The organism is Pseudomonas sp. B21-059, from assembly GCF_026016285.1.
GTDB classification, from domain to species: domain Bacteria; phylum Pseudomonadota; class Gammaproteobacteria; order Pseudomonadales; family Pseudomonadaceae; genus Aquipseudomonas; species Aquipseudomonas danubii.
In genome coordinates this window covers 2,076,269-2,090,039 of record NZ_CP087201.1, presented here as the reverse complement: position 1 = coordinate 2,090,039, position 13,771 = coordinate 2,076,269, and the positions used below count along the sequence as shown (strand labels likewise).

10 protein-coding genes and 1 pseudogene are annotated in these 13,771 nt (G+C 61.8%); 6 read left to right on the top strand and 5 right to left on the bottom strand.

Annotated elements, in window-relative coordinates:
• Entirely contained in the window at window positions 1–660 is a 660-nt protein-coding gene (locus tag LOY69_RS09525; RefSeq protein WP_102863827.1) for a GntR family transcriptional regulator, read from the bottom strand.
• Between the two features lie 266 nt (window positions 661–926).
• On the opposite strand from LOY69_RS09525, the gene xdhA reads away from it, so the two are divergent.
• From xdhA to guaD, 4 genes are all read left to right on the top strand, one after another.
• Window positions 927–2,381, top strand: coding sequence for a xanthine dehydrogenase small subunit (gene xdhA / locus LOY69_RS09520; RefSeq protein ID WP_102863828.1), 1,455 nt, complete (start codon window positions 927–929; stop codon window positions 2,379–2,381).
• Window positions 2,374–4,773: a xanthine dehydrogenase molybdopterin binding subunit gene (gene xdhB, locus LOY69_RS09515; RefSeq protein WP_265074422.1), complete on the top strand. Its 2,400-nt coding sequence runs from the start codon at window positions 2,374–2,376 to the stop codon at window positions 4,771–4,773. Before xdhA ends, xdhB begins: the two co-directional genes overlap by 8 nt.
• Window positions 4,774–4,869: 96 nt before the next feature.
• Window positions 4,870–5,712: a xanthine dehydrogenase accessory protein XdhC gene (gene xdhC, locus LOY69_RS09510; RefSeq protein ID WP_265074421.1), complete on the top strand. Its 843-nt coding sequence runs from the start codon at window positions 4,870–4,872 to the stop codon at window positions 5,710–5,712.
• 23 nt (window positions 5,713–5,735) lie between these two features.
• Window positions 5,736–7,040: a guanine deaminase gene (gene guaD, locus LOY69_RS09505; protein ID WP_102878983.1), complete on the top strand. Its 1,305-nt coding sequence runs from the start codon at window positions 5,736–5,738 to the stop codon at window positions 7,038–7,040.
• Between the two features lie 82 nt (window positions 7,041–7,122).
• On the opposite strand, the pseudogene LOY69_RS09500 reads toward guaD, so the two are convergent.
• From LOY69_RS09500 to LOY69_RS09490, 3 genes and pseudogenes are all read right to left on the bottom strand, one after another.
• A pseudogene (locus LOY69_RS09500) lies at window positions 7,123–7,958 on the bottom strand (nucleoside-binding protein).
• 148 nt (window positions 7,959–8,106) lie between these two features.
• Complete coding sequence (locus LOY69_RS09495; RefSeq protein ID WP_102863832.1) at window positions 8,107–9,057, bottom strand: LysR family transcriptional regulator; 951 nt, start codon at window positions 9,055–9,057, stop codon at window positions 8,107–8,109.
• Window positions 9,058–9,244: 187 nt separating this feature from the next.
• On the bottom strand, window positions 9,245–10,009 hold the full coding sequence (locus LOY69_RS09490; protein WP_025128787.1) for a GntR family transcriptional regulator: 765 nt from the start codon (window positions 10,007–10,009) through the stop codon (window positions 9,245–9,247).
• A gap of 318 nt (window positions 10,010–10,327) precedes the next feature.
• On the opposite strand from LOY69_RS09490, the gene LOY69_RS09485 reads away from it, so the two are divergent.
• Window positions 10,328–11,518 carry a benzoate/H(+) symporter BenE family transporter gene (locus tag LOY69_RS09485; protein ID WP_265074420.1) on the top strand — a complete coding sequence of 397 codons (1,191 nt, stop codon included), beginning with the start codon at window positions 10,328–10,330 and terminating at the stop codon, window positions 11,516–11,518.
• A 194-nt stretch (window positions 11,519–11,712) separates the two neighbouring features.
• Here LOY69_RS09485 and LOY69_RS09480 read toward each other — a convergent pair whose 3' ends face one another.
• Window positions 11,713–12,057, bottom strand: a complete 345-nt coding sequence (locus LOY69_RS09480; protein ID WP_102863834.1) for a YggL family protein — start codon at window positions 12,055–12,057, stop codon at window positions 11,713–11,715.
• Window positions 12,058–12,291: 234 nt separating this feature from the next.
• Between LOY69_RS09480 and dacB the strand changes: the two genes are divergently transcribed.
• Complete coding sequence (gene dacB / locus LOY69_RS09475) at window positions 12,292–13,752, top strand: D-alanyl-D-alanine carboxypeptidase/D-alanyl-D-alanine-endopeptidase (RefSeq protein ID WP_102863835.1); 1,461 nt, start codon at window positions 12,292–12,294, stop codon at window positions 13,750–13,752.
• Window positions 13,753–13,771: the final 19 nt, after the last annotated feature.

The following is a 13,771-nucleotide window of genomic DNA, read 5'->3' as shown; positions in this document are numbered from 1 at the left end:
TTAAGCATCCGCCAACGCAGACACCACCAGATCGCTGCTGCGCTGGGCGTAGGCCGTCAACACCTGGCGGATCTGCTCCAGATCACGGGCCAGCACCGCGGCCAGCAACTGCTCGAACAACTCCAGGTACTCGCTCATCGACGCCTTGCGCTGCTCCAGTGCCAGGTAATAGGCACGGCTCATGGCCGGCTGCAGATTCTCGACGGTTTCCTGCAGGTAAGGGTTGTTGGCAAAAGGATAGGCCGCGCGCATCACGCTGAAGCTGTCCTCGACGAAGGCGCGGATGTCCTGGCGCTCGTAGGCACCCTCCAGACGCTGCTGGATCTGCAGGAACGGCGTCATGTCGCTCTGCTGCACCCAGCCGCTGGCCACGCAGTTGCCCAGCAGGATGTACAACTCGCTCATCAGGGTGCAAAGACTGCGGACCTTGTGCTCGGTGAGCTCGGTCACGTGGGCACCACGGCGCGGCAGGATGGCAATCAGATGGCGGCGCTCAAGAATCAGCAAGGCCTCGCGGACCGAACCACGACTGACATTGAGGGCCAAGGTGACCTTCTGTTCCTGAATGCGCTCTCCAGGCTTGAGATCCCCGCGAATGATACGTTCGGCGAGGTGGTGAGCAATCTGCTCGGCGAGGCTGTCCGGCGCCTTGAACGTCATGGTTTTCCTTCAAAATCTTTAATCGGCACAAGCGGCGCAGTGTAGCGCAATTGCTACCCCATCGCGGAGTGCTCCGACAGGGGAATTTGGCATGAAACAAGCAGATTGATGTTGATTCAAGGGTTTCTCAAATGCCGTTCATACTTGAAATGTTGAGCACAGAAATTTCCTGACCCAAAGGTCAGAAAATCATTGACCGAAAAGTCAGACATGACTAAATTCGGCTCAGTTCGCTTAACAACAATAAAGAGTCTGCGAGGCCTTCCGTGATCCAGTTTTTACTCAACCAGGAACTCCGTAGCGAGCACGCCCTGGACCCAAACCTGACCGTGCTCAACTATCTGCGCGAGCACCTGGGCAAACCCGGCACCAAGGAAGGCTGCGCCAGCGGCGACTGCGGCGCCTGCACCGTGGTGGTGGGCGAGTTGCAGGTGGATGCCCAGGGCGGCGAATCCATTCGCTATCGCAGCCTCAACTCGTGCCTGACCTTCGTCTCCTCCTTGCACGGCAAACAGCTGATCAGCGTCGAAGGCCTCAAGCATCAGGGCCAACTGCACAGCGTGCAGCAGGCCATGGTCGAGTGCCACGGTTCACAATGCGGCTTTTGCACCCCAGGATTCGTCATGTCGCTGTTCGCCCTGCAAAAGAACAGCAGTGAACCCGACGCCCACAAGGCCCATGAGGCCCTGGCCGGCAACCTGTGCCGTTGCACCGGCTACCGGCCGATCCTCGCTGCTGCCGAGCAGGCCTGCTGCGGCCAGCAGAGCGATCAGTTCGACGCCCGCCAGACCGAGACCATCAGTCGCCTCAAGGCCATCGCCCCCAAGGACACCGGTGAACTCAACAGCGGCGACAAGCGCTGCCTGGTGCCGCTGACCGTGGCCGACCTGGCCGACCTCTACGACGCCTACCCCCAGGCACGGCTGCTGGCCGGTGGCACCGACCTGGCCCTGGAAGTCACCCAGTTCCACCGCACCCTGCCCGTGATGATCTACGTCGGTAACATTGCCGAGATGAAGCGCGTCGAACGCTTCGACGATCGCCTGGAGATCGGCGCGGCCACGGCCCTCACCGACTGCTACGACGCACTGCGCGCCGAGTACCCGGACTTCGGCGAATTGCTGCAGCGCTTCGCCTCGTTGCAGATCCGCAACCAGGGCACCCTGGGGGGCAATATCGGCAACGCCTCGCCCATCGGCGACTCACCGCCCCTGCTGATCGCCCTGGGTGCGCAGATCGTACTGTGCAAGGGCGAAGTACGCCGCACCCTGGCCCTGGAAGACTATTTCATCGATTACCGGGTCACGGCCCGCCAGGACAGCGAGTTCATCGAGAAGATCATCGTGCCCCGGGCCAGCGCCGAACGGCTGTTCCGTGCGTACAAGGTCTCCAAGCGCCTGGACGACGATATCTCTGCGGTCTGCGCGGCCTTCAACCTGCAGATTGAAAACGGCGTGGTCAGCGATGCGCGCATTGCCTTCGGCGGTATGGCGGCAATCCCGAAACGAGCCAAGAGCTGTGAAACCGCACTGATCGGCGCGCCCTGGAACCTGTCCACGGTGGAGCGTGCCTGCGCGGCCCTGGCGGAGGATTTCACCCCGCTTTCGGATTTCCGTGCGAGCAAGGAATACCGCCTGCTGAGTGCGCAGAACCTGCTGCGCAAGTACTTCATCGAACTGCAAACACCGCACATCGAGACCCGGGTGACCGCTTATGTCTAATCATCACAAAGTCGAGAAGACTCAAGCCGAACTGACGGCCCTGTTTCAGCAGGACCTGACCACGGGCGTTGGCCGCAGCGTCAAGCACGACAGCGCCGACAAACACGTGTCCGGCGAGGCGCTGTACATCGACGACCGCCTGGAATTCCCCAACCAGTTGCACGTCTACGCGCGACTGTCGGACCGAGCCCACGCCAAAGTCATCAGCATTGACACCGGCCCCTGCTACGCCTTCGAAGGCGTGCGCATCGCCATTACTCATGAAGACATTCCCGGCTTGAAGGACATCGGCCCGCTGCTGCCCGGCGACCCGCTGCTGGCCATCGATACCGTGCAGTTCGTCGGCCAGCCGGTGCTGGCGGTGGCCGCCAAGGATCTGGAAACCGCGCGCAAGGCGGCCATGGCCGCGATCATCGAGTACGAGGACCTGGAGCCGGTGCTGGACGTGGTGGAAGCCCTGCGCAAGCGCCACTTCGTGCTGGACAGCCACACTCACCAGCGCGGCGATTCCGCCGGCGCCCTGGCCAGCGCCGAACACCGCATCCAGGGCACGCTGCATATCGGCGGCCAGGAGCATTTCTACCTGGAAACCCAGATTTCCTCGGTGATGCCCACCGAGGACGGCGGCATGATCGTCTACTGCTCGACCCAGAACCCCACCGAAGTGCAGAAACTGGTGGCGGAAGTGCTCGACGTGTCGATGAACAAGATAGTGGTCGACATGCGGCGCATGGGCGGCGGCTTCGGCGGCAAGGAAACCCAGGCCGCCAGCCCTGCCTGCCTGTGCGCGGTGATTGCCCGCCTCACCGGCCAGCCCACCAAGATGCGCCTGCCCCGGGTCGAAGACATGCTCATGACCGGCAAGCGTCACCCGTTCTACATCGAATACGACGTGGGCTTCGACAGCAACGGCCGCCTGCACGGCATCCAGCTGGAACTGGCGGGCAACTGCGGCTGCTCACCGGACCTCTCGGCGTCCATCGTCGACCGGGCGATGTTCCACTCCGACAACGCCTACTACCTGGGCGACGCCACCATCAACGGCCACCGCTGCAAGACCAACACCGCCTCCAACACCGCCTACCGCGGTTTCGGCGGCCCGCAAGGCATGGTCGCTATTGAAGAGGTGATGGACGCCATCGCCCGCCACCTGCACCTGGACCCGCTGGCGGTGCGCAAGGCCAACTACTACGGCAAGACCGAACGCAACGTCACCCATTACTACCAGACCGTCGAGCACAACATGCTCGAAGAGATGACGGCCGAACTGGAAGCCAGCAGCCAGTATGCCGAGCGTCGCGAAGCCATCCGGCTGTACAACGCCAACAGCCCGATCCTGAAAAAGGGCCTGGCACTGACCCCGGTGAAGTTCGGCATCTCCTTCACCGCCAGCTTCCTCAACCAGGCCGGCGCGCTGATCCACATCTACACCGACGGCAGCATCCACCTGAACCACGGCGGCACCGAAATGGGCCAGGGCCTGAACGTCAAGGTGGCCCAGGTAGTGGCCGAGGTGTTCCAGGTGGACATCGAGCGGGTACAGATCACTGCCACCAACACCGACAAAGTACCCAACACCTCACCGACCGCGGCATCCAGTGGCGCCGACCTCAACGGCAAGGCCGCGCAGAACGCGGCGCAGACCATCAAGTCGCGCCTGGTGGAGTTTGCCGCGCGCAAGTACCAGGTCAGCGAAGAGGATGTGGAATTCCACAACGGCCACGTGCGTGTCCGCGACCATATCCTGACCTTCGAGGAACTGATCCAGCAGGCGTATTTCGCCCAGGTGTCGCTGTCCAGCACCGGTTTCTACAAGACCCCGAAGATCTACTACGACCGCAGCCAGGCTCGGGGTCGGCCGTTCTACTACTTCGCCTTTGGCGCAGCCTGCGCCGAGGTGATAGTCGATACCCTGACCGGCGAGTACAAGATGCTGCGTACCGACATCCTGCACGACGTCGGTGCCTCGCTGAACCCGGCCATCGACATCGGCCAGGTGGAAGGCGGTTACATCCAGGGCATGGGCTGGCTGACCACCGAGGAACTGGTGTGGAACGCCAAGGGCAAACTGATGACCAATGGTCCCGCCAGCTACAAGATCCCGGCGGTGGCCGACATGCCCCTGGACCTGCGGGTCAAGCTGGTGGAGAACCGCAAGAACCCGGAAGACACGGTGTTCCACTCCAAGGCCGTGGGCGAGCCGCCGTTCATGCTTGGCATCGCTGCCTGGTGCGCCATCAAGGACGCAGTAGCGAGCCTGGGCGACTACCGCCATCAACCGCAGATCGATGCCCCGGCAACACCGGAGCGAGTGTTGTGGGGCTGCGAGCAGATGCGTCGCTTGCAGGTGACCAGGGCCGCGGATCAGCAAGTCGAGCTGGCGCCGCTGTAACGGCCTTCACGGGCAAGCCCGCTCCTGCACCGCGCCCGTAGGAGCTGGCTTGCCGGCGAAGCAGCCCGAACAGACCACCAAGATGTCGAGGTAAACATGAACAACTGGATCAGCGCCCTCGCCGACCTGCAGAACCAGGGTGAACCCTGCGTGTTGGTGACCATCATCGAGGAGCTTGGCTCAACGCCGCGTAATGCCGGTTCGAAAATGGTCGTCAGCGCCACCCAGGCCTTCGACACCATCGGCGGCGGGCACCTGGAATACAAGGCCATGCAAATTGCCCGGAACCTGCTCGCCAGCGGCCAGCAGGCCACCCACCTGGAGCGCTTCAGCCTCGGTGCCAGCCTCGGCCAGTGCTGCGGCGGCACCACCGTGCTGCTGTTCGAACCCATGGGCCAGGTGCAAGCGCAAATCGCCGTGTTCGGTGCCGGGCACGTCGGCCGCGCCCTGGTGCCACTCCTGGCCAGTCTGCCGTGCCGGGTACGCTGGATCGATTCCCGGAAACAGGAATTCCCCGAACAGATTCCCCAGGGCGTGAGCAAGATCGTCAGCGAAGAACCGGTGGAGGAAATCGATAACCTGCCGCCTGGCAGCTATTGCATCGTCATGACCCATAATCACCAGCTGGACCTGGAGTTGACCGCCGCCCTGCTCAAGCGCAACGACTTTGCCTATTTCGGCCTGATCGGCTCGAAGACCAAGCGGGTGAAGTTCGAGCACCGCTTGCGCGATCGCGGTTTCGACGCAACCACCTTGCAGCGCATGCGTTGCCCGATGGGGCTCGCTGAAGTCAAAGGCAAGTTGCCCGTGGAAATCGCCATCTCCATTGCCGGTGAGATCATCGCTACCTACAACGCCCATTTCGGCCAGTCCAGCGCCAGCGCCGAACCCATTGCCAAGCTGCTGCCGGCCTCGCGCCGCAGCCAGACTTCGAACTGACACGCCACACACTGAGAACGACCATGCCTTTGACTCGCAAAGCCTACCGTGCCGCCATCCTGCACAGCATCGCCGACCCGGCCGAAGTCGGAATCGAAGCCTCCTACGAGTATTTCGAAGACGGCCTGCTGGTGGTCGAGGACGGCCGGATCAGCGCCCTCGGCCACGCCAGTGAACTGCTTGCCGGCCTGCCCGCCGATGTAGAGATCAATCACTACCCCGACGCCCTGATCACCCCGGGCTTCATCGACACCCACATCCACCTGCCCCAGACCGGCATGGTCGGTGCCTACGGCGAACAGTTGCTGGACTGGCTGAACACCTACACCTTCCCCTGTGAACGCCAGTTCGCCGATCAGGCCCACGCCGATGAAGTGGCGGACATCTTCATCAAGGAGTTGCTGCGCAACGGCACCACCACCGCGCTGGTGTTCGGCAGCGTGCACCCACAGTCGGTCAATGCCTTCTTCGCCGCCGCCGAGAAACTCGATCTGCGGATGATCGCCGGCAAGGTGATGATGGACCGCAACGCTCCGGACTACCTGACCGACACCGCAGAGTCCGGCTACCTGGAAAGCAAGGCGCTGATTGAGCGCTGGCACGGCAAGGGCCGCCTGCACTACGCGGTGACCCCGCGTTTCGCGCCAACCAGCACCCCGGAACAACTGACCCTGGCCGGCAAACTGCTGACCGAGTACCCCGATCTCTACATGCAGACTCACATCAGTGAAAACCTGCAGGAGATCGAATGGGTCAAGGAACTGTTCCCGGAGCGCAAGGGTTACCTGGACGTTTATGACCACTACCAACTGCTGGGGGAACGCTCGGTGTTCGCCCACGGCGTGCACCTGTGCGATGACGAATGTGCGCGCCTGGCGGAAACCGGTTCGGCCGTGGCCTTCTGCCCAACCTCGAACTTCTTCCTCGGCAGTGGTCTGTTCAACCTGCCCATGGCGGAAAAACACAAACTCAATGTCGGCCTGGGCACCGACGTCGGTGGCGGCACCAGTTTCTCGCTGCTGCAGACCCTGAACGAAGCCTACAAAGTCATGCAGCTACAGGGCGCACGCCTGAGCCCGTTCAAGTCCCTGTACCTGGCAACCCTGGGCGGCGCCCGCGCCCTGCGCCTGGAAGATCGGATCGGCACTCTGCACCCTGGCACCGACGCCGACTTCGTGGTCCTCGACTACCACGCCACTCCCTTGCTCAGCTATCGCCTGAAGCAGGCCAACAGCATCGCTGAAACCCTGTTTGTACTGATGACCCTGGGGGACGATCGCACCGTGCTGCAGACCTACGCCGCCGGCCAGCCAGTCCACCAGCGCTAAGCCCGCAAACGAAAAATCCCCCGCTCGCGAAACATCGAACGGGGGATTTTTCATGCCTGAGTCCCAGGCGATCAGGTGCAGACTAGAACGTCACTTCCATGTTCAAGGTCGGCGCCGTGGTCCGCGTACCCCGTCCACCGTCCACCCCGAACTTGTTGTGCCAGTACTCGTAGCCAACCCCCAGGTACAGGTTGGGCTTGACGTTCTTGCCGGGCAACACGGCCACCATCAGCGACGTCCGCACCAGGGTTTCCGCTGCGGTGTCACGATAGTTGTAGTCGTGGCCCTTTTCCCCGGTGTAGTTGACGAAGCCCTGGAACTTGGCGGCGTGACTGCCAACTTCGAACGGACGCATCCAGGCCAGGTTGAGCATGTAAGTATCGTCGAAGGTGTGATCCGGGTCCTTGGCTCCGGGGATGCCGGAATGGTTGTTTTCCTTGTAGTACAGCAAGCTCAGGTCCAGCACCCCGACGGTGTTGAATTTCAGGGTCGGACCGAAAACCAGGGCGCGTTTCTTGGCCGAGCCCAGGTTGTTGTTGCGACTGGCATCGAAGCCCAGGGTCAGCGCGTAGTCCTTGACGAGGCCGGTGCCCAAGGGCGTATCGAACACCCGGGACGCGAAGAGCTGGTGACGATAGACGCCATAGACTTCGCTGCTGCCCTTGTGGGTGCCCTTGCGCGGATCGTCGCTGTCGGAGAGCGCAGCAGATCCAGGTGCAGGTAGTTGCTGCCGTACTGGTAGCCACTGGCGTGGGTGAAACTGTAGATGCGCTTACTGATGTAGTGCGGATTGTTCGGGTTGGTGAACTCCTTGCCGTACCGAAAGCCGACGCTGTTGTTCATCCACTCCAGGGCGGCTGCTTCCCCTGCTCCGATCAGTGTCATCAGCAGGGTTGCGCCTTGTAATGCCTTTTTCATTTTTATTATGTCCTGTGGCGGTGTGGCGTAAGGCAGCTTCGCTGGCTGCCGTCCGCACGCAGTATCGGCACAAGCGCCACAGGCCCCAAAGCACAGAATATCGATCAGCGCGCTGCCAAAACGGCAACAGCCGCCCACAGCCATGGACTCAGAGCGTTAGCTGGCCGAAAGCGCGCTCGGCCCGCTCGCGAATGGCGATCTCCTCGCCAAGCAGATGCGCCAGCGCCTCCACCGCGCTGGGCAGATCACGACCGCTGCGGGCATAGAGCCCCAGGTCGCTGTAGATCCCCCCCTGATCGCTCAGCGGGATATGCACCAGCTCCCCCTTGCTCAGGTCGCCCTCGACCCCGACCCGGGTCTGGAAGGCCACCCCCATGTTGTGCCGGGCCATCTGTCGCGCCAGCTCCATGGAGTTGCTCTGCAAGGGCGGCTTGTCCAACAGCCCCAGGCGCTTGTGCAACGGCGCCAGCAAGTGATGGATCGACAGCTCGCTCTTGGCCAGGATCAGCCCGTGCTCGGCGCAAGTGGCGAAATTGACGCTGCCCCGCTCGGCCAAGGGATGATCGGGACTGACCAGCGCCCCCAGGCGAAAATGACCGACGCTCAAGGGGCGGATCTCCGGCGCCCTGGGCAAGGCGAACGCCAGGCCCAGGTCCGCACGACTGTTGATCAAGGCCTGGGGAATGGATTGCGAGCCCTGCACCGTGACGCCGATGGTCACCTGTGGATACAGATCGCGCATGCGCTTGAGCACCGAGGGCAGCAGATCCACCGTCGCGCCTTCCACCGCGGCAATCTCCACATGCCCGCTCTTGAGGCCACGCAGAGCATCGAACTCCAGGCGCACCCGCTCCAGGTCCTGCAGCACCAGATTGACATGACGGCTCATGACCTCTCCCGCCAGGGTCAGGCGCAGGCCGCCCGGCAGGCGTTCGAACAAGGGCGCGCCGATTTCATCCTCGATCTTCAGGATCTGCCGGTTCACCGCCGAAGACGCGACATTCAAGCGCCGAGCAGCCTCGCGGATCGAATGACAGCGACGAACCATATCGAAGTAATGGATGGCGGAAGAATGAATGCGTAGCGTTCTGCCGATCATGCCGCGGGCTCCTTTCGCAGGACCAGAGGCGCACGGATTGCCGGCCGTGAGCCTCGAAGCAGGCACTGTATACAATCTTGATTGAAATTTAAAACAATCTTCCTGATCAGCAGGCAGACCCGCCGCCAAACAAAAATCCCCCGCTGCATAGGGCTACGCAGCGAGGGATTTTCAGTCTGATCGAGGCTTACAGCTTGGCCGTCGGCCGCCCCGGCTTCTTGGTCTGCAGCAGGTGCGAGAACACCGCATGCAGGTCGTCCGAGGCGCTTTCCTCGTCGAGATTGAGCTTGCTGTCGATGTGATCCATGTGATGCATCATCAGGTTCACCGCCAGCTCGCCGTCCCGGGCCTCGATGGCGTCGATCAGTTGGGTGTGCTCATCGTAGGAGCAGTGGGAGCGGTTGCCGCTTTCATACTGGGCAATGATCAGCGACGTCTGGGACACCAGGCTGCGCTGGAAGCTGATCAGCGGTGCATTCTTCGCTGCTTCCGCCAGCTTCAGGTGAAACTCCCCGGACAGGCGGATACCGGCACCACGATCGCCTCGGGAAAAGCTGTCGCGCTCCTCGTTGACCATCTGCCGCAACTCCAGCAGCTGTTCGGCGGTGGCATGCTGGACCGCCAGCTCGGTAATGGCTCGCTCCACCAGACGCCGGGCGAGAAAGACCTGACGGGCTTCCTCGACGCTCGGACTGGCAACCACCGCCCCCCGATTGGGCCGCAACAGGACTACGCCTTCATGGGCCAGCCGCGACAATGCACGACGGATGATGGTCCGACTGACTCCGAATATTTCCCCAAGCGCCTCTTCACTCAACTTGGTGCCGGGCGCCAGGCGCTGCTCGAGGATGGCCTCAAAGATGTGCGCGTAGACAATATCGTCCTGGGTTCCGCTGCGACCGGCTTTGCCTGCTCGCGGTTGTTTCTTGAGAGGTTGCAACTGTTCGTTCATGGGCACTCGGGTCGGGAGGACTGCGGCGATTTCGGCGTGACTTTAATACGCCACGGTGGGTCGCTGGCAAGTATCGCGTTAAAACAGGGGCACATTGTACACAACCGCTGGGGATCATTAGCAAAAAGTGTTACCGGCCCCACCACTTATTCAACGACTGTACGGCTATTTGTAGTCACGGCTGTATTGCAATGCAAAGTTGCTTTTAAGTTTAGGCTTGAACCTTGAACCCTATTACCGGCTCGTTGCTTTCGCAGGCTGCAAGCAGCGTTCGCCGGGTATGGGTTTTGCGTCTTTCAAGAACAAGGAACAGCAGTAATGTCCGATGCCACCCCCGCGCAATTACGCCCCCTCGCGGACACTTCGCCCTCCGCCATCGTTGCCGGCTTCATCGCCATGATGACCGGCTACACCAGTTCCCTGGTGCTGATGTTCCAGGCTGGGCAAGCCGCCGGCCTGACCAGCGGTCAGATCTCCTCCTGGATCTGGGCCATCTCCATTGGCATGGCGGTGTGCAGCATCGGCCTGTCTCTGCGCTATCGCACCCCCATCACCATCGCCTGGTCCACACCCGGCGCTGCCCTGCTGATCACCAGCCTGTCGGGGGTGACCTATGGCGAAGCCATTGGCGCCTACATCACTTGCGCGGTCCTGGTGACCATTTGCGGACTCACCGGCAGCTTCGAGCGCCTGGTGAAAAAGATCCCGGCATCCCTGGCAGCCGCCTTGCTGGCGGGAATCCTGTTCAAGATCGGCAGTGAAATCTTTGTGGCGGCCCAACACCGTACCGGTCTGGTACTGGGGATGTTCTTCACCTACCTGGTGGTCAAGCGCCTGTCGCCGCGTTATGCCGTTCTCGCGACCCTGCTGATCGGCACTGCACTGTCCGGGCTGATGGGCTTGCTGGACTTCAGTGGCTTCCACCTGGAAGTGGCGACGCCGGTCTGGACCACGCCGCACTTTTCCCTGGCGGCCACCATCAGCATCGGTATTCCACTGTTTGTGGTCGCCATGACCTCGCAGAACATGCCCGGGATCGCGGTGCTGCGCGCCGACGGCTACAACGTCCCGGCCTCGCCACTGATCACCGCCACCGGACTGGCTTCGTTGCTGCTGGCGCCATTTGGTTCCCACGGCATCAACCTGGCGGCCATCAGCGCTGCGATCTGCACCGGCCCCCACGCCCACGAAGATCGCAGCAAGCGTTACACCGCCGCAGTGTGGTGCGGGGTTTTCTATGGCATCGCCGGGGTCTTCGGCGCCACCCTGGCTGCGCTGTTCGCGGCCTTGCCCAAGGAACTGGTGCTGTCCATCGCCGCCCTGGCGCTGTTCGGCTCGATCATCAACGGCTTGAGCATCGCCATGAGTGAAGTGAAGGAGCGAGAAGCGGCGCTGATCACCTTTATGGTGACGGCCTCGGGGCTGACGCTGTTTTCCATTGGCTCGGCGTTCTGGGGAATTGTCGCTGGGGTCGTGACCTTGATGATTCTGAATGGGCGCAATGCCTGAAGAACTTCGCCGGCATACCTGTTCCTACCCAAGGCAGCACCCACTGTAGGAGCCGACTTGCCGGCGAACGGCGCCCACGAGCATCTCCCGGGCAAGCCCGCACAGAGACAAGGAACACAAGGGGGAAATTCGAAAGGCCGCCCAGGGAGGGCAGCAACGCATGAGCGGCCCGGACGGGCCGCTCACACATGACATCACGCGACTGGGTTGATCGCGTTGTCCGGGTACCAGACGTCCAGCAGCGGGCTGACTTCAACGCTGGTCAGCTCGGTACGGCCTTTGAGCCAAGCTTCAACAGCTGCACGCTGTGCTTCGCTGACGGAACCGCGCTTGCTCAGGCAAACCAGACCGAAGTCATCGCCGCCAACATAGCCCAGACCGTTGGCTTCCATCGCTTCTTTGAGGAACGCGTCGAGGAAAGCGTCAATAGCTTCTTCAGCCAGATCTTCTTTGAAATCCAGGTTCAGCTCAAAACCCAGCTCCTGAAATTCATCTACGCAGAGTTTTTTGCGCAGACGGCGGGAACGGTTAGTGGCCATGGAACAATCCTCATAAGTAATAACGGGCGGCACTTTACCAGTTTAGGCGGGCGATTGCCTGACTCTATGAGGATGCAGGACCGCCATTGGTAAAAAAAATACCGCCACGGCGGCCCGTGGCACGGCACAAGCCGCTATACCTTGGGGCATAATGCCGACACTTTCATGATCACTGAGGGATTTTATCTGCATGCCCTCGCCTTTTTTCCCCTCGACTGCAGGGTTCCACTTCATATGATCAAATCGTTGCGTCCTCTGTTGCTTGCCAGTGTTTTTCTTCCCCTGGCATTTCCTGTCTCTGCGGCTCCGGTCAACACCACCCTGACCCCCAAGGTTCAACAAGCCCTCAAAGCCAGCAAGCTCCCGAACAACGCCCTGTCGCTGGTGATGATTCCCCTGAACGGCCCTGGCACGCCGACGGTTTTCAACGCCGATGTCTCGGTCAACCCGGCCTCCACCATGAAGCTGGTCACCACCTACGCGGCCCTGGAAATGCTTGGCCCGACCCACCAGTGGAAGACCGAGTTCTACACCGATGGCACCCTCAGCGGTGGCATTCTCAACGGCAATCTCTATCTCAAGGGCGGCGGCGATCCCAAGCTGAACATGGAGAAGCTCTGGCTGCTGATGCGTGACCTGCGGGCCAATGGCGTGCAGCAAGTCACCGGCGACCTGGTACTGGACCGCAACTACTTCGTGCAACCGCAGTTGCCTGAGTTCAATGACGACGGCAACGACGAGAACAAGCCGTTCCTGGTCAAGCCCGACGCGCTGATGGTCAACCTCAAGGCCCTGCGCTTCGTCGCCCGCAATGATTCCGGCCGGGTACTGGTTTCGGTAGAGCCGCCGATTGCCAAGATCCGCATCGACAATCAGGTCAAGGCAGTCAACACCAAGCAGTGCACCGGCGACGTTCGCTACAACCCCGTGCCCCAGGCCGATGGCAGCGTGATCGTCACCGTTGGCGGCCAGTTGGGTGATGGCTGCAGTTCCCAGACCTATCTGTCGCTGCTGGACCACGCCACCTACACCGCCGGTGCGGTGCGGGCGATCTGGAGCGAACTGGGCGGCAGCATCCAGGGCAAGGACCGCCTCGCGGTAGTTCCCAAGGATGCCAAGGTTCTGGCCCGTGCCTTCTCTCCGGACCTCGCGGAGGTCATCCGCGACATCAACAAATACAGTAACAACACCATGGCCCAGCAGCTGTTCCTGAGCCTGGGCGCCAAGTACCGCAATGAAGCCGACGGCGATGACGCCAAGGCGGCCCAGCGTGTGGTGCGCCAGTGGCTGGCGAAAAAAGGCATCACCGCGCCGCATCTGGTAATGGAAAACGGCTCCGGCCTGTCCCGTGCCGAACGGGTCAGCGCCCGGGAACTGGCCGGTCTGCTGCAAGCTGCCTGGAAGAGCCCCTACGCCGCCGAGTTCATCAGTTCCATGCCGATTGCCGGCATGGACGGCACCATGCGCAAGCGCCTGAAACGTACCGCCATGTCCGGTGAGGCCCACATCAAGACCGGCACTCTGAACACCGTGCGCGCCATCGCCGGCTATAGCCGCGATGACAACGGCAACACCTGGGCGGTGGTGGCGATCCTCAACGATCCACGACCCTTCGGCGCCTCTTCGGTACTGGATCAGGTGCTGCTGGATCTGTATCGGCAGCCAAAACTGGCCACCAGCGCATCCGTTCTCTAACTCGCTGTTGCGACAGTGG